This is a genomic window from Krasilnikovia sp. MM14-A1004 (assembly GCF_047159485.1).
GTDB lineage: Bacteria > Actinomycetota > Actinomycetes > Mycobacteriales > Micromonosporaceae > Actinoplanes.
The window spans coordinates 4,658,432-4,675,043 of record NZ_AP038773.1; the positions used below are offsets into that span (position 1 = coordinate 4,658,432).

12 protein-coding genes and 1 tRNA gene are annotated in these 16,612 nt (G+C 73.1%); 12 read left to right on the forward strand and 1 reads right to left on the reverse strand.

The window, feature by feature from the left end; translation table 11 throughout:
* Positions 1 to 71 precede the first annotated feature (71 nt).
* Together ACMCNN_RS19860 and ACMCNN_RS19865 are read left to right on the forward strand one after the other, a co-directional pair.
* Entirely contained in the window at positions 72 to 239 is a 168-nt protein-coding gene (locus ACMCNN_RS19860; RefSeq protein ID WP_412742019.1) for a hypothetical protein, read from the forward strand.
* Positions 236 to 1,930: a recombinase family protein gene (locus ACMCNN_RS19865; protein ID WP_412742020.1), complete on the forward strand. Its 1,695-nt coding sequence runs from the start codon at positions 236 to 238 to the stop codon at positions 1,928 to 1,930. Before ACMCNN_RS19860 ends, ACMCNN_RS19865 begins: the two co-directional genes overlap by 4 nt.
* On the opposite strand, the gene ACMCNN_RS19870 is transcribed toward ACMCNN_RS19865, so the two are convergent.
* Positions 1,892 to 1,978: transfer RNA gene (locus ACMCNN_RS19870), tRNA-Leu, on the reverse strand. The two genes, ACMCNN_RS19865 and ACMCNN_RS19870, sit on opposite strands and share 39 nt — an antisense overlap.
* 211 nt (positions 1,979 to 2,189) lie before the next feature.
* Between ACMCNN_RS19870 and ACMCNN_RS19875 the strand changes: the two genes are divergently transcribed.
* The 10 genes from ACMCNN_RS19875 to ACMCNN_RS19920 all read left to right on the forward strand — a co-directional run bounded on the left by ACMCNN_RS19875 (position 2,190) and on the right by ACMCNN_RS19920 (position 16,570).
* Complete coding sequence (locus ACMCNN_RS19875) at positions 2,190 to 3,497, forward strand: tetratricopeptide repeat protein (protein WP_412742021.1); 1,308 nt, start codon at positions 2,190 to 2,192, stop codon at positions 3,495 to 3,497.
* A 131-nt stretch (positions 3,498 to 3,628) separates the two neighbouring features.
* A complete protein-coding gene (locus ACMCNN_RS19880; RefSeq protein ID WP_412742022.1) occupies positions 3,629 to 6,283 on the forward strand; it encodes a fibronectin type III domain-containing protein in 2,655 nt (884 codons plus the stop codon).
* Between the two features lie 25 nt (positions 6,284 to 6,308).
* Positions 6,309 to 7,295 (forward strand): AAA family ATPase, encoded by a 987-nt coding sequence (locus ACMCNN_RS19885; protein WP_412742023.1) that lies wholly within the window; start codon positions 6,309 to 6,311, stop codon positions 7,293 to 7,295.
* Positions 7,296 to 7,570: 275 nt separating this feature from the next.
* The gene (locus tag ACMCNN_RS19890) at positions 7,571 to 8,707 is read left to right on the forward strand and encodes a DUF58 domain-containing protein (protein WP_412742024.1); all 1,137 of its coding nucleotides are present in this window, start codon (positions 7,571 to 7,573) and stop codon (positions 8,705 to 8,707) included.
* A complete protein-coding gene (locus tag ACMCNN_RS19895) occupies positions 8,701 to 11,280 on the forward strand; it encodes a DUF3488 and transglutaminase-like domain-containing protein (protein ID WP_412742025.1) in 2,580 nt (859 codons plus the stop codon). The genes ACMCNN_RS19890 and ACMCNN_RS19895 overlap by 7 nt, the downstream gene beginning before the upstream one ends.
* Positions 11,281 to 11,338: 58 nt before the next feature.
* Positions 11,339 to 11,983, forward strand: a complete 645-nt coding sequence (locus ACMCNN_RS19900) for a DUF3159 domain-containing protein (RefSeq protein ID WP_412742026.1) — start codon at positions 11,339 to 11,341, stop codon at positions 11,981 to 11,983.
* 110 nt (positions 11,984 to 12,093) lie between these two features.
* Entirely contained in the window at positions 12,094 to 13,302 is a 1,209-nt protein-coding gene (locus ACMCNN_RS19905) for a pyridoxal phosphate-dependent aminotransferase (protein WP_412742027.1), read from the forward strand.
* Positions 13,303 to 13,407: 105 nt separating this feature from the next.
* Positions 13,408 to 13,644 (forward strand): hypothetical protein, encoded by a 237-nt coding sequence (locus ACMCNN_RS19910; RefSeq protein WP_412742028.1) that lies wholly within the window; start codon positions 13,408 to 13,410, stop codon positions 13,642 to 13,644.
* 193 nt (positions 13,645 to 13,837) lie between these two features.
* Entirely contained in the window at positions 13,838 to 14,488 is a 651-nt protein-coding gene (locus ACMCNN_RS19915) for a hypothetical protein (RefSeq protein ID WP_412742029.1), read from the forward strand.
* Positions 14,489 to 14,647: 159 nt separating this feature from the next.
* Entirely contained in the window at positions 14,648 to 16,570 is a 1,923-nt protein-coding gene (locus ACMCNN_RS19920) for an anthranilate synthase family protein (protein WP_412747214.1), read from the forward strand.
* Positions 16,571 to 16,612 lie beyond the last annotated feature (42 nt).

The following is a 16,612-nucleotide window of genomic DNA, read 5'->3' on the forward strand; positions in this document are numbered from 1 at the left end:
CGCGGACGGACAAACGGACGGACGACCGCGCGGACACCACCGACCGATCAGAAAGGAGGCCCACGATCGCCATGGAAGACCCGACCGACGAGGGGAGAAATCGCAGCATACGAACGAGCACAACGCTGGAAATCGAGAACGGGCAGCTCAAGACGTCCCTAGAAGTCCCGCTCTCCCAGGCCGCCGCCGATGTGCTGTGGCGCATCATCGACCGAGCCCGGAAGACTCGACAACCATGAGGTTCGCCTTCTACGGACGCGTGTCGACCGAGGACCAACAAGACCCACAGGCGTCGAAAGCCTGGCAGCTCTCCCGAGCCCGTAGCCTGATCGAGCCAACCGGCGGGGAGATCGTCGCCGAGTTCTTCGACATCGGACTCTCCCGCTCGCTGCCCTGGAAACGGCGCCCCGAGGCGCTCCGCCTCCTCGACGCGATCAAAAGTGCTGGCCGCGACTTCGACGCGGTGGTCATCGGCGAACCGCAACGCGCCTTCTACGGCAGCCAGTTCGGCATGACCTTCCCCGTCTTCGTGCACTACGGCGTCGGCCTGTGGGTGCCCGAGGTCGGCGGCGCGATCGACCCCGGCTCCGACGCCCACGACCTCGTCATGGCCCTCTACGGCGGCATGAGCAAAGGCGAACGCAACCGCATCAAGATCCGCGTGCGGGCCGCAATGAAGTCCCAGACCGAGATGGAAGGCCGCTACCTCGGCGGGCGGCCGCCCTACGGCTACCGCCTCGCCGACGCCGGACCACACCCCAACCCCGGCAAGGCCGCCGAGGGCAAGCGCCTGCACCAGCTCGAACCCGACCCGGTCACCGCCCCGATCGTGGAACGGATCTTCACCGAGTACGTCGCCGGCCGCGGGATGACCTCGATCGCGCGCGGCCTCACCCAAGACGGCATCGCGTGCCCGTCGGCCTACGACCGCGCACGGAACCCGCACCGCCACACGCAGGTGTGGGAGACCACCGCCATTCGTGCGATCTTGCAGAACCCGCGGTACACCGGCCGCCAAGTCTGGAATCGGGCGCGCACGGATGAGGTCCTGATCAACGTCGACGACGTCGCGCTCGGCCACGAGAACCGCCACCGCTGGAACGACCCAAGCGAGTGGGTTTGGTCCCGCACCGAGTCGCACACCCCACTGATCAGCACCGACCTCTATGAGCAGGCGCAGCAGACGGTCAAGGCACGCGGCACGGTCGGCGACGCCGGGAAGGCACCGCGCCGCAGCCGACACCCCTACCTCTTCCGCGGTCTGCTCCGGTGCGGCCTCTGCGGTCGCGTCATGGCCGGCAGCGTCAACCACGGACGCATCTACTACCGGTGCAAGGCATCCCGCGACTACGTCCGCCAACACGGCATCGCCCACCCACCAGTCCTCTACGTCCGACAGGAGTCGATCACCAACCCGGTCGACCAGTTCCTCACCGAAGAACTCGGCCACGCCAGCCTCACCGACACGCTCCAGCGCATTGCCGACGCCAGCCACCGCGCAGCCCTCACCGAACATCAGAAGCACGACGAGGCGCCGAAGCTTCGCGAGACGATCGCAGACTGCGATGCCAAAATCGCCCGATACCGCGCCACGCTCGATGCCGGAGGCGACCCCGCGCTCGTGGCCGGCTGGATCAGCGAAACGACCACGATCAAGAAGGCGGCGCAGGCGCGCCTCGGTCTCACCGAAGCGCCACCGGAGCGGATGAGCGAGGAACAGATAGCCGCGATCGTGGACGCTTTCGGCGGGCTACTCGGCCTGCTCAGGCGGGCAGATGAGCACGATCGCGCGGAGGTCTACACGCGGATCGGATTGCACATGATCTACCGTCCCGGCACCGAGACCGTACTTGCGGAAATTCGATCGAACGACGTCGATCGTGTACCTGTGTGGTGTCCGAGGGGGGACTTGAACCCCCACGCCCGTTAAGGGCACTAGCACCTCAAGCTAGCGCGTCTGCCATTCCGCCACCCGGACCGGTGATGTCAGCCTAACCGGTGCCGACCTGCGGTTCACACCGTGGATCGGCAGCCCGGCGGGCCGCACAGCAAAGCACTCTACACGGCCCTTGAGTGCGCCACGCACCGAGGCCCACCGCTCCGCCGTCTAGCGGACCTTTCGGTCATTTCTCCCAGATCACAGTGGGCTGGCCTGGCGCGCAGACACCACACCGGGCAGCATGGCGAACGTGGCCCAGCCCTCCCCTCTGACCGCCGCGCGGCAACACGCCCGGGCCCTCGCCGGCTCCGGCGATCTGGCCGGTGCGCGGGCGGTGCTGGAGCGGGCCGTCGAGGTCGGGCGGACAGGCCTCGGCGAGGACGACCCGGACGTCCTGGCCACCGCGCACCAGCTGGCCGCCGTACACCAGCAGGCGGACGACCCGGCGGCGGCCCGCCGGGTGTTGGAGGAGGCGTACGCGGCCGGGCAATGGCGCCTGGGCGACGCCGATCCGCTCATGTTGGCGATCTCGTTCGACCTCGGCGTGGTCGCTGCGGAGCTGGGCAACCGGCACGAGGCGCGGCGGGCGTTCTCCCGGGTGGCCGAACAGGGGCCGGCAGCGCTCGGCGCGGACCACTGGACCGTCACGCAGGCCCGGGCCCTCCTCGGCGACGAGTCCCCGACGGCGCAGCCGGACCGGCCCGCATCCCCGGTCGGCCCCGTCTCAGGGGCTGGAGCCGACAGCCCCTTCGGCGCGACGCCGCCCGGTCCCGCCGGGACGCGCGGTGGGGACGCGCTCAGCGAGCCCACGGTGATCGTGCCGATCCTCGACGCGCAACCTGCGCCGGGCGCGGCGGACACGCAGCTCCCGCCCGCTGGTCAGCGCGCGCCGGTCGAATACCCGGACGGCTCACCTCCGGGCCGACCGGCCTCCGGGCCCGTGTCGACGTCCCTCCCACCTCCCGCGCGGCCGGCCTTCATGCCGACGCCGACGGCCACCCCACCCGCGGCGCGGCCGGGCCCCCGGCCCACGCCTGCTTCACCGCCTCCGCCTCCGCCCGGGCCGATGCCGACGGGCGCGGCGCCGGCCGTCGCGGTCGCGCCGGCGGCAGGCGGTTCCACGTACGGTCGCAGAGGTCCCGCCCTGTTCGCCGCGATCGCGGCCGTGCTGGCCGCGATCATCGCCGTGGTCGCCCTCGTGGTGGTCCTGGCCCGCAACAACGAGAGTCCGCGGCAGCCCGACCAGCCGACCCTCGGCGGCGCCCCGCCCACGGATGTGCGACTGCGGGATTCGGGCACCTCGTTGGAGGTGTCCTGGACCGATCCGGCCAGTGGGATGACCTCGTTCGTGGTGACCGGCGGACACCCCGGCGAGGTGCTCAACTCGATCGGACATGTCCGGCCGGGTGAGACGTCGTTCGATTGGAAAGGGCTGAACCCGGCACTGGAGTACTGCGTCGCGGTGGTCGCGGTATATAGCACGACCAAGTTCGCCAGCTCGCCGCAGACCTGCACCTCCCGGTCGGGAAATGGTGCGCAACCGTCCGCGACACAGTAGATGATCACACTACGCGATCACACGTATCCACAACGTTGTCTACCAGGGCACCCACGAGGGCCCGCGAGCCCCTATGATGGCCTGCGTCCTGCGGGGCACCTGAGCAGCCAAACGGGAGGGGGCGCGGGTCCGTGACCAGTGCTGACGCCATCATCGCCGAGGGCAGGCGCCGCCTGCGTAGCCGCGGCGGGCTGGTCACCCTGGGTACGGTGCTCAGCCTCGTCGCCGGGCTCGGCCTGACCGTACTGGGGCTGGGGGCCGCCGATCAGGCCGTCGCCAGCTTCGACGCGGCGTCCTGGGTGTGGAGCCGCACCAAGGGTGAGATGGCCCGGATCAACGGCGTGACCGCCCGGGTGGACACCCGCGTCGACGTCCCCGGCGCACGCGGACACCAGATGGAGGTCAGTCAGAACGACCGGTTCGTCATCCTGCGCGACGTGAACACCGGCAAGATCAGCTCGATGGACCTGACGACGCTGCAGGAGTACGCGAACACTCCGAGCGGCTCGGGTCTCGGCGTCAGCGTCGCCATGAACAAGGACGCGGTCTTCATCATCGACGCGGTACGCGGCGAGGTCAGCCAGCGCGACCCGCGCACGATGAGCCCGATCGGCGATACGTTGCACTACGCCCCCGGCATCACGGGCGGAGCGTTCGACGGTAAGGGCCGGCTGTGGATCGCGGTCCCGAGCGAGGGCACGGTCTCGGCGATCACGCCCGCGCCGGTGCCGTCCGACGCGCCCTCCGGCGGCCAGGCCGCGGGCGGTCCCGCGGGGCCCCGGCAGATCTCCACCACCGCGGTCGCGCCACCCAGCCACGACCTGGCGATCTCGACGATGGACTCCGGGGTCGCGGTGCTGAACCGTACGACCAACGCGCTGACCACCATCCACGACAGCGCGAAGCGCACCACCTCGCTCAAGCTGTCGGGGCCGGGCTCGCTCGCGCCGCACACCGACGGTCTGGTGGTGCCGGTGACCGTGGCGGACGCGCGGCACGTGTTCACGGTCAGCGACTCGGGCGCGACGCGCGACTTCGCGGTGCCCGGCCAGGGCGGGCAGTTGCAGCCGGCGGTGGCGTGGGAGGGCTACTTCTACGTCGCCGACGGTGACACCGGCTCGGTGCACGTGTTCGACGCCGCGGGCCGACCGCAGGAGGGCATCACGATCAAGCGGCCCGGCGGGCCGCTTGAGCTGGAGGTCCGGGAGAACTACCTGTTCATCAACGCGCCGGGCGCGTCGACCGCCCGAGTGGTCGACAACGCGCACGCGGTGCGGTCGGTCGACAAGTACGCCGACGACGTGCTCGGCGGCGACCCGCCGCCCGCCCCGCCGACCCCTCCGGCTCCCCCGCCCGCGCCACCGAAGCCGCGTAAGCCCCAGGCCGACAAGCCGGGCGCCCCGCGCAACGTGCGCGCCGCCGCGGGCAACGCCGAGGCCCGGGTGACCTGGCAGGCCGCCGCCGCGAACGGCGCGGCGATCACCAAGTACGTGGTGGAGGGCGCGGGCAAGACCTTCCAGGTCGGCGCCGACCAGCGCTCGCTGAACGTGCCCGGGCTGACCAACGGCGAGACGTACACGTTCGCGGTGCACGCGGTGAACCGCAAGGGCGACGGGCCCGCGCGGGAGAGCAACGCGGTCCGCCCCACGGCCGAGGTGCCGGACGCGCCTGAATCCGTGACCGCCGAGGCCAAGCCGGATGGCACCGTCGACGTGAGCTGGCCCGCCGCCAACGGCCAGGGACTGAACATCACCCGCTACACGGTCACCGCGATCGCCGAGGGCACCAACGCACCCGCCGGCGACGTCACCGACGGCACGTCGCTGACCATCAAGGACGGCCAGCTCGAGTACGGCAAGCAGTACGCGTTCACGGTCGTCGCGGTCAACGAGCGCGGCGCCGGGTCGAAGGCGTCACCGATCAGCAACAGCGTGGTGCCGTTCGCGAAGCCCGCGCGCCCCGAGAACGTGGACGCGGCGACGGTCGGCGACCAGGCCGGCACCATCCGGGTCACCTGGTCCTCACCCGCCGACAACGGCCGCCCCATCACCAAGTACACGGTGAGCGCGGGTGGCCGGACGACCGAGGTCACCGACGGCACGGCCGTGACGCTCAACGGCTTCGGCGCGGGCGAGAACGTCGCGGTGGAGGTCCGCGCGGTCAACGAGGCCGGTGACAGCGAACCGGGCACGGCCACGGCCCGCACCGTGGCCCAGCCCGTCGTGACGATCACGGGCTCGTCGGCGACGTTCGACACGGCCACGGTGTCGTTCAACGTCAACGCGGGCGGCGGCACTGCCACCTGCGCGATGACCTCGAACAACGCCGGCGGCAAGGCCTCCGGCAGCTGCTCGAGTCTCAAGGTCGGCAACCTCAAGCCGAGCACCACGTACACCTTCACGGTCACGGCGAAGAACGCCGCCGGAACGGTCAGTAAGACGAAGGTTCAGGCGACCGACGCCCTGTACGGCACCGCCACCTGCAACAACGGCCAGAACGGCGACACGGCCCACTACTGCGACAAGGACGTCGACGGGCGTAACGGCAACGAGATCTTCAGCGTCACCCGGCAGGACAACGCCAAGCAGGTCGGGTGGGCGAAGCCGGGCACGCGGCTGCAGGCGTACTGCAAGAAGTCCGGTGAAGAGGTGTACGCATACATCTACAACCACGACAAGCGCAGCACCTGGTGGGTCCAGGTGAACTACGCAGGCAAGAACTACATCCCGTGGGCGTGGCTCAACCTGGACGGTGGGGACGACCTGGGCAACCTTCCCACCTGTTGACGTCGCATCCCCCGAGGTTCACGCAGTGCACAACGAAACCCTTCCCCCACAGCACGTTCAGGGCTTCGCCGCCCTCGCCGGCCAGCTGGCCGACCGGATCGGCGCGGTCGTACTCGGCAAACCCGAGGTGGTCCGGCTGGCCCTGACCGCGTTCTTCGCCCAGGGCCACGTGCTGCTCGAGGACGTGCCCGGGGTCGGCAAGACCACGCTGGCGCGAGCGCTGGCCGCGTCCGTACAGGGGCAGTGGCGGCGCATCCAGTTCACCCCCGACCTGCTGCCCTCCGACGTCTCCGGCGTCACGATCTTCAACCAGGCCAGTCGGGGGTTCGAGTTCCACCCCGGCCCGGTGTTCGCGAACATCGTCATCGCCGACGAGATCAACCGCGCCTCCCCCAAGACCCAGTCCGCGCTGCTGGAGGTCATGGAGGAGCGGCGGGTCACGGTCGACGGCGTCCCGCATCCGGTGCCGCAGCCGTTCCTGGTGGTGGCCACCCAGAATCCGGTCGAGATGGACGGCACGTACCGGCTGCCCGAGGCGCAGCTCGACCGGTTCCTGGTCAAGCTCTCCGTCGGCTATCCCGACGAGGACGTCGAGGTGGAGGTCCTGCGCGGAGCGGCGGCGCGTTCCCCCGAGGCCATCGAGCCGGTCACCGACACCGCGACCGTCGGGGAGATGGCCCGCATGGCCCTGCGCGTGCACATCGCCGACCCCCTGTACAGCTACGCGGTCAAGCTCGCCGCCGCCACCCGCAACCATCCCCAGGTGCGCGTCGGCGTCAGCCCCCGCGGGGTCATCGCGCTGACCCGGGCGGCCTCGGCGTACGCGCTGATCAACGGCCGCGGGTACGTGCTGCCGGAGGACTTCAAGGCCCTGCTCGGGCCCGTGTTCGCGCACCGGGTGCTGCTGTCGGCCGACGCGCAGCTGCGCGGCGTGACCGCGGCCGAGGTCCTCGACGACGCGGTGCGCTCCGTGCCGGTGCCGCTGCCCGACAACCAGCGCGTCGGGGCGTGACCCCGCCGCCGGACCCGGTCGCGCCCCACGGCGCGACCACCCCGCGTGGCGCCACCAGCGCACAGGGGGCCACCAGCGCGCAAGGGAGGGCCAGCGCGCAAGGGAACACCAGCGCGCAAGGGAACACCAGCGCGCAAGGCGCCACCAGCGCGCAGGGCTCGGCGGCCTTGCGGGGGGCGACCGGCCCGACTGGCACGACGCACCAGCAGGGCGGGACGCAACAGCCCGGTGCGACGCGGCCCCGCAGCGCGCGCAGCTCGACAGGGAGCTGGCGGGTGCGGGGGGTCACCGGACGCGGGGCCGGTGTCGCGGTCGCGGCCGCCGCGCTGCTGGCGACCGGCTTCCGCTTCGGCTACCCCGACCTCGCCCTGCTCGGCGCGGCGGCGGGAATCGCGGTGCTGTGCGCGGTCGGGTTCGCGGCATGGCGGCCCCGGCTGGGTGTCGACCGGGTCGCCGATCCCGACCGGGTGGCGCGGGGCGAACCCGCCCGGATGACACTGACCGTGCGCAACACCAGTCGCGTACGGGCCGCGAACCTGGTGGCCACCGACCGCTGCGGCGGCGCCACCGTCCCGGTTCCGTTGCTGCGGCTACGCCCCGGACGCGACACGACGGTCGAGTATCCGGTGCCGACCGTACGCCGGGGGGTGGTGCCGGTGGGCCCGCTGCGGGTGACCCGCGGTGACCCGCTCGGCCTGATGCGGCTGTCCCGCACGTACGGTGCGGCCACGACGGTGTGGGTGCACCCGCGCATCCACCTGCTGCGCGCGGTGCCCGCCGGGATGGCGCGCAGCCTCGACGGGCGCATCGACAAGGTCCCGCACGGCACGATCACGTTCGACTCGCTGCGCGAGTACGTGGTCGGCGACGAGCTGCGGCGGGTGCACTGGCGCAGCAGCGCGAAGGTCGGCGAGCTGATGGTGCGCGAACAACTCGACACCAGCGAGCCGACGATCGTGGTGCTGCTCGACGACCGGGCCGCGGCCCATCCGGGCGGACGCGCCGGGACGGCGGAGTCGTTCGAGGTGGCCTGCGAGGCCGCCGCGTCGATCGTCGCCGCCGCCGTACGGGAGGATCTGCCCGTCAGCCTGCATCTGGTGTCGGGTCCTGCGCCGGGGCCGTATCTCGACGTGCTGACCGAGGCGGCGCTGCGGCCCGGTGACCTCACCCAGCGGCTCCGGCATCTGCGCACCCAGCGGCTCGGCGACACGCTGGTCTTCCTCACCGGCCCTGGCGGGCGGGCCGACCTGGGGGCGGTGAGTGGCCTGCGCGGGCCGTACCCGGTGGTGCTGGCCGGGTTGTTCGGTGACCGGGACGCCGCGCCGGTCTCGGCCTCCGACGGCCTGATCGTCATCGAGGCGGAGGACGGCGCCCAGTTCGCGGCCGCGTGGGACGGGGTGCGCGGATGGTGAGGTGGCTGCGCGCCGCGGTGGCGCCGCTCGCGCTGGTCGGCCTGGTGGCCCTCGCCGGGCTGGCGCTGGGCCGCATCTACGCCGACGCGCTGCTGGCGCAGTTGGTGGCGGGTGCGGCGATCGGCTCCGTGGGCGTCAGTGTGGCGGTACGGCGCCTGCCGTCGTGGACGGCGGCGCCGCTGTCGGTGCTGGCGCTGGCCGGGTACGCGGTCTGGGCCGTGCGGCTGGCCGCCGCGCATGCCGCGCTGACCGACCCGCTGCCGACCGTGCTCGCCGACGCGCTGACGAACGGCATCCCGCGCCTGCTCACCGCGATGATCCCGGTCGAGCCGACGCCGGACACCGTGATCGTGCCGGTGGTGGCAGCGTGGCTGGCCGGGCTGGCGGGCGCCGAGCTGGCGCTGCGGGCCGGGCGGGTGTTGCTCGGCTGCCTCCCGCCGGTCCTGCTGTACGCGGGTGCGCTGTACGTCGTCGGCCCCAACGAGGCCGCCGTGGGGCGGCCCACCCTCGTGTTCGCGGGCCTGATCGTGGCGGCGCTCGCGGCCACCGCCCGGCCGGGCTCCCCCATCACACCGGACGCGGCGACCCCCGACGCCGCCGCATCGGACGCGGCTCTACCGACTGCCGCCGCGCTGACCGCGAGCGCCCGTGCGGCCGTCCGGGGGCGCGCCCTGGCCGGTACGGCGGCGGGCCTGGCCGTGCTCGTCGGGCTGGTCGCGCTGGTCGGTCCGTGGGTGAGCGACCGCGTCTCGGCCACCCCGGCCGACCCGCGCCGGTACGTGCAGCCGCCGCAGGTCGACAGCCTGGACGAGAGTCCGCTCAACCGGATCTCCGGCTGGGCGCTGGACCCCCGGCAGCGGCTGCTCGAGGTGAGCCCGGACCCGTCGGCCACCGCGTCGCCGTCCACCCCGCGCCCCGCCACCACCGCACAGAGCACGGACGGAACCCGCGACCCGGGCACCGACGATGCCTCCGACCCGGGTGCGGACGGCGCCCCCACCACGGGGACGGGTAAGGGCACGCAACGCCGACCCATGCGGCTGCGGCTCGCGGTACTGCCCGACTACGACGGCGTGACCTGGCGGGTCGGTGCCACGTACCGCAACGCGGGGCGGGTGCTGCCCACCCGGGAGCCGTTGCCGGGCGCCGAGGTACGCGAGGTGCACCAGGAGATCCGGGTCGACGGCCTCACCGGACGCCTGCTGCCCGCGCTGCCCACGCCCGCCACGGTCTCGGGGGCACGGGTCGCATTCGACCCGGCGACGGGCACGCTGATCCGTCCCGAGGGGCTCACGCCGGGACTGCGCTACTCGGTCACCTCGCAGGTGCAGACTCCGGACCTCAACCTGCTGCCCACGGCCGACACCCCGACCGGTGACGCCGTGGCCCGGTATCTCGCCGTGGGCGCCGCAGCGCCACCGGAGATCCAGCGGCTGGCCGATCAGTTCGCCGACGGCAACGGTGCCGCGTACGACAGGGCGGTGGCGATCGAGGATTTCCTCGCCGAGCACTACCGCCAGGTGTCGGACGCGCCGAGCGGGCACGCGTACCCGAATCTGTCGTTCTTCCTGTTCGGTCCGCGGGACCGGGGCGGGCAGGTGGGCACGTCGGAGCAGTTCGCGGCGTCGTTCGCGCTGTTGGCGCGGCTGACCGGGCTGCCCAGCCGGGTGGTGGTGGGCTTCGACGCTCCGGCACAGGGCGGCACCGTCACCGGCGGTGACGCGATCGCGTGGCCGGAGATCCTCTTCGACGATCTGGGGTGGGTGGCGTTCGACCCGCTGCCGAAGAGCAAGCAGCCGCCGCGGCCGGTCGAGGAGGACTTCACCCCCAAGCCGCCGACGACGCCACCGCCCACCTCGGAGGCGCCCGCGCCCAGCGACAGCCCGACGGCGTCGGCCACGCCGAGTGCGCTGGCGGCGAGCCCGGCCCCGGGGGTGTCGGCGCCGGTCGTGGCCGGTGGCGCCGGTGGCTCGCTGCTGCTCGTGCTGGTGGCCGCCGCTGCGACCGTGGCGGGGCTGCGGCGGGCCCAGCGGCGACGGCGGTTGACCCGGGGCGGTCCCGCGGAGCGGATCACCGGCGCCTGGTTCGAGGTCACCGATGCCCTGCGGCTGGCGGGCCGGCCGGTGCCGGGACATCTGGCAGCGGCCGAGGTGGCCCGGTTCGCGGCGGAGGCGGATGCGGATGCGGCACCCGGGGCCCGGCGCCTGCGCCGAGCCGTGCCGCAACCCCGTGCGGCGGGGACGGACTCTCCACCCGGGACAGTGCTCCCCGGCACGAGCCGTGCAGCGACGGATCCGCTGCCCCCACTGGACGATCTCGTGGCGGGGATCAACACGCTGCTGTTCGCCCCCGGCGCCGCGGACGGCCAGCAGGCTCGCCGGGCCGGCGACCAGGCCGTCGCGTACGCCGACGCGTTGCGCGGGCACCGGTCGTGGTGGCGTCGCCTGTGGTGGAACCTGCACCCCGGCCCGCTGCGCTGGCACCGACGCCGAGCCGGGCCCGCAGTGGCCGATGCCCCGGTCGAAGCACGGGCAGAGGACCGGGCGCAGGAGACTCCCGTACCCACCAGTTAGGCTGGCCTAACTTTCGAGGGCAGGGGTGAGGCGTGACGCGGGACGGCAGGGCAAGGGCGTGACGCAGCCGGAATCGCTGGCCGGTCTGCTGGGCGGGCGGCGGGCCGCGCTGGACGCGACCGTACCCCCGGCGGTGTTCGTCGTGGGCTGGCTGGCCGCGGGCCGTTCCGTGGGGATCGGCGCGGTGGCCGCGATCGCGGCCGCGCTCGGGGTCGCGGCCTGGCGGCTGTGGCGCGGCCACCGGCCCCGCGCCGTGCTGGTCGGCCTGCTCGGCGTGTGCGTGGCGGCGCTGGTCGCACTGCGCACCGGCCGGGCCGAGGACTTCTTCCTGTTGCAGTTGCTGAGCAACGCGGCCAGCGCGCTGGTCTGGGCGCTGAGCATCGTGGTGCGCTGGCCGCTGCTCGGGCTGGTGGTCGGCACGGTGCTGGGGCAGCGCACCCGGTGGCGCCGCGATCCTGCCCTGCTGCGGGCGTACGCGCGCGGCAGCTGGGTCTGGGTGGCCCAGTACGTGGTACGCGTGGCCGTCTTTCTCCCCCTGTACGCCGCCGGCCAGGTGGTGGCGCTCGGGGTCGCCCGGATCGCGCTGACCTGGCCGCTGGTCGCCGCCTGCCTGGCCGCCAGCTGGTGGGTGATCCGGCGCAGCCTGCCACCCGGCCACCCCGGACTGCGCCATCCCCGACCAGCCGAGGTCCCGGCCCGCTAGACCGGCCGGTCCGCGAGCGCCGACGAGGCAAGACCCGCGGCTGACTCCGGATCCTTTGCGGGAAACGGCGCGGTGGCCTACCGGCGATGGCGGCGGCCTAGGCTGAGCCCATGGTGGCGCAGGCGAACAGGCTCAGGGACGTCCGGTACGACATCCGCGGCCCGGTGCTGCGCCGCGCCCAGGAGCTGGAGGCCGCGGGGCACCGCATCCTCAAACTCAACCTCGGCAACCCGGCCCCCTGGGGCCTGAACGCGCCCGAGCCGATGGTCGCCGACATGGTGCAGAACCTGCCCGACGCCGAGGGCTACAGCGACGCCCGGGGCATCTACTCCGCCCGCGTCGCGGTCGCCCAGTACTACCAGACGCTGGGCGTGGAGGGGGTCCAGCCGGACGACGTCTTCCTGGGCAACGGCGTCTCCGAGCTGATCGTCATGACGTTGCAGGCGCTGCTCAACGCCGGCGACGAGGTGCTGGTCCCGAGCCCGGACTACCCGCTGTGGACGGGCGCGGTCACGCTGTGCGGCGGGCGGGCCGTGCACTACCGGTGCGACGAGACCCTTGACTGGGCACCGGACCTGGAGCACGTCGCCGCGCAGATCACCCCGCGCACCCGTGCCCTGGTGATCATCAACCCGAACAATCCGACCGGGGCCGTGTACTCGCGCGAGACCCTGCTCGGGCTGCTGGAGATCGCCCGGCGGCACGATCTGCTGGTGCTCTCCGACGAGATCTACGACAAGATCCTGTTCGACGACGCCGTCCACGAGTGCGCGGCCGCCCTCGCCCCGGACCTGCTGGTCATCACGATGAGCGGGCTGTCGAAGACGTACCGGGCGGCGGGGTTCCGCTCCGGCTGGATGGCGATCAGCGGGCCCACCACGCACGCCACGGACTACCTGGAGGGCGTGCAGCTGCTGGCCAACATGCGGCTGTGCCCGAACGTGCCGGCGCAGCACGCGGTGCAGACCGCGCTGGGCGGGTTCCAGAGCATCAACACACTGATCCGCCCGGGTGGACGCCTGTACGAACAGCGCAACCACGCGTGGCAGCGCCTCACCGAGATCCCGGGAGTGAGCTGCGTGCAGCCGCGCGGGGCGCTGTACCTGTTCGCCCGCCTCGACCCCGCGGTGCACAAGATCCGCGACGATCAGCGGCTCATCATCGACCTGCTGGAGCAGCAGCTGCTGCTGCTCTCCCACGGCACCGGCTTCAACCTGCCCACCCCGGACCATGTCCGGATGGTGTTCCTCGCCCCGGTCGACGTGCTGGACGACGCGACGAACCGGCTGCGCCGCTTCCTGGAGACCTACGAGCAGTAGGTCGGTCAGCGCAACCCGACGGCAACCGGTGAGCAGCGGGCCTGCAGCCCCGCACCGGTCTCCTGTAGTGACCACTCGCACAGCGAGCCGTTCCAGGGGGATCCGATGACCGCTATCGACTACGACGCCCGCACCGAGGCGCTGTTCGTCTCCGACCTGCAGCGTTCCCAGGAGCCGACCCCGGAGCTGATCCGCGCCGCCGTCACGGAGACGGTCGACCGCCTCGGCGAGACCGGCTGCGCCGCCCTGGTCGCGCAGGAGTTCGGTGAGCACCCCGACTGCGCGCTCACTCGCATGCAGTGGGCCCGCACCGCGATCCTCGAGGCGTTCCGGCCCGAGTGACCCGCCCCGGCGGCCCGGCAGGGTCCGCCCGCGACTGATCCGGCACCAGATCATCCGTACGGCCGAAGCCGGCGATCACCCCTTCCGCTCGAACACGAAGCGAAATGTCTGACCGCGTACGCCGCCCCGCACCTCTACCGTGGGTTGGCCGCCCGCCAGGGTGACCGATCGTCGATGTCGAGGGAGCGTCTGGGTGCCGCCGTACGAGCTCTCCGGCCGGCACCGTGATCCCCGCGCACGCCGCCTCCCGCGCCGACCGCGGCACCCCCAACCTCCGAGCGCCCCGCCCGCCGGCCGGAACTGGCTGCGCCGCGCGGTGCTGGTCGCCCTGGCCGTCACGGTCGTCATCGACGTCACCCTGATCGTGCTGCACGAACTCCAGTCGCGCGCCAACGAGGCCCGCGCCGCCCAGGCACTGTTCATCCCGGCGCCGTCCACCACCGCCGCACCGAGCCCACGGCCTACTCTTCTGCGGGCGCAACCGCGCGCCACCCGACGGCCGACCCGGACGGCCACGACCAGCGCGACGGTCCGCCGTACCCCGACCCGCAGCGCCCCGGCGTCGACCAGCCCGCCGTCGCGCAGCCCGTCCCCCCGCCCGTCGCAGCTGCTCGGCCCCAACAACCTCGGGCGGGCCGTAGCCGGGTACTGCCGGTCGGCCGGTGGGCGGGGCACGGCCGCCGCGCTGACCCGTGACGGGTGGTTCTGCGTACGCATGTTCGACGACGCCCGCCCCGTCGACATGGACGCCGTCTGCCGAGATCTGTACGGCCCCGCCGCGTGGGCCCGGCAACTCGACGCCTCCGACCAGTGGAGCTGGCGCTGCTACCGGTACACCCCGTAGGCTTCCGCCCATGCACGCGCGCTTGAGTATGTGGTGGCCCGCCGATCCGGCGGCCCGACCCTTCCGCGCGTAGCTCCCACCCACCGCGGCCGCCTCCCGAGAGGCGGCCGTTGTCGTGTGGCCCGCACCTCGGGCGGTGGCCTGAGCCCGAGGATGACCATGCAGCCCTTCGCCTACCTGCACCGCGACGGCGCCGACCACATCGACGTACTCAACGGCGACGTCGTCACCGTGGCCACGCTCGCCGACCTACCCCTGCCGCCGGGGCGGCCCGGCCCGGCGGCGCTCGCGCTGGTGCCGTACCGGCAGATCAGCGAACGCGGCTTCGCCTGCGTCGACGACGGCGCGCCCCTGCAGTGCCTGCGGGTGGCCGAGCACCGCCGGGTGCCGGTCGCCGAGCTGATCGCCGAGCTGCCCGAGACGCCGATCGCGGCGAGCGGCGGCTTCGACATCGATGACGACGAGTACGGCCGGATCGTCGCGGACGTGCTGCGCGACGAGATCGGCGCGGGCGAGGGCGCCAACTTCGTCATCCACCGCGTCTTCACCGCGACCCTCGACGGCGACCCGCTGACCGCCGCGCGGGCCGCGTTCCGCCGGCTGCTCACCGGCGAGCAGGGGGCGTACTGGACGTTCCTCGTGCACACCGGCGACCGCATCCTGGTCGGTGCCACCCCCGAGCGGCACGTCAGCGTCGCGGACGGGCTGACCATGATGAACCCGATCAGCGGCACGCACCGCCACGACGACGGCCGGGACCTGCTCGACTTCCTCACCGATACCAAGGAGATCGACGAGCTGTACATGGTGCTCGACGAGGAGCTGAAGATGATGGCCGAGGTCGCCGAGCACGGCGGGCAGGTCGTCGGGCCGTACCTGAAGGAGATGGCCCATCTCACCCACACCGAGTATCTGCTGGCCGGGCGCGGCCGCCTGGACGTCCGTGCGGTGCTGCGGGCCACGATGTTCGCGCCGACCGTCACGGGCAGCCCGCTGGAGAACGCGTGCCGGGTGATCGCCCGCCACGAGCGGCGCGGCCGCGGCTACTACGCAGGGGTGCTCGCCCTGCTCGGCCACGACGAGCAGGGCCGGCAGACACTGGACGCGCCGATCCTCATCCGCACCGCGGAGATCCGGCCCGACGGCACGCTGCGGATCCCGGTCGGCGCCACCCTGGTGCGGCATTCCACCCCCGCCGGGGAGGTCGCCGAGACCCACGCCAAGGCCGCGGGGATCATGGCCGCGCTGGGCCTGCGGCCCGCCGCGACCCGTGCACCGGCGGCGGGCCGTCCGGCGACCGACGATCCCCGGGTACGGGCGGCGCTGGCCGCGCGCAACGACCGCCTCGCCCGCTTCTGGCTCGACCAGCGCCGCCCCGGCGAACTGGCGGTGGACGCCCTGACGGGACGGCGCGCGGTCATCGTGGACGGGGAGGACACGTTCACCGCGATGCTGGCGCACCAGCTGCGCGCCCTCGGCCTGCTGGTGACGGTCGTGGCGTGGAACGACCTGGCCGGTGGCCCCGCACCGGCGAGCGGTCCGGACGGGGTGGCGGTGCCGCACGCCCGGACGGGCCGCGTCGCGCTGCCCGACGCGGACCTGGTCGTCGTGGGCCCCGGTCCCGGCGATCCCGGCAGCGCCGCCGACCCGAAGATGGTCGCGCTGCGCGCGCTCGCCGGATCGCTGCTGGCCGCGCGCCGCCCGGTGCTCGGCGTCTGCCTCGGCCACCAGATCCTGGCCACCACGCTCGGGCTGGCGGTGCACCGCCGCGACGCGCCCTACCAGGGCGTCGCGCGGGACGTGCCGCTGTTCGGGGCGACCCGGCGGGTCGGCTTCTACGCCAGCTTCACCGCGGTGGCGACGGCGGACATCCTGGACACTGCGTACGGCCGGGTCGAGCTGGCCCGCGACGAGGCCGACGGCACGGTCCACGCCCTGCGGGGGCCGGGCTTCGCGGGACTGCAGTTCCACCCGGAGTCGGTACTCAGTGCCGACGGTGTGGCCGTACTCGCCGACCTGCTCCCGGCCGTCCTCGACGGTGCACCCGCCCGGCCGGAGCTCGACCCGGTGGTGCCCGCGTGACACCCCCGGAGATCGCACAGCGCCGGTGAAGCCCGTGCCCGG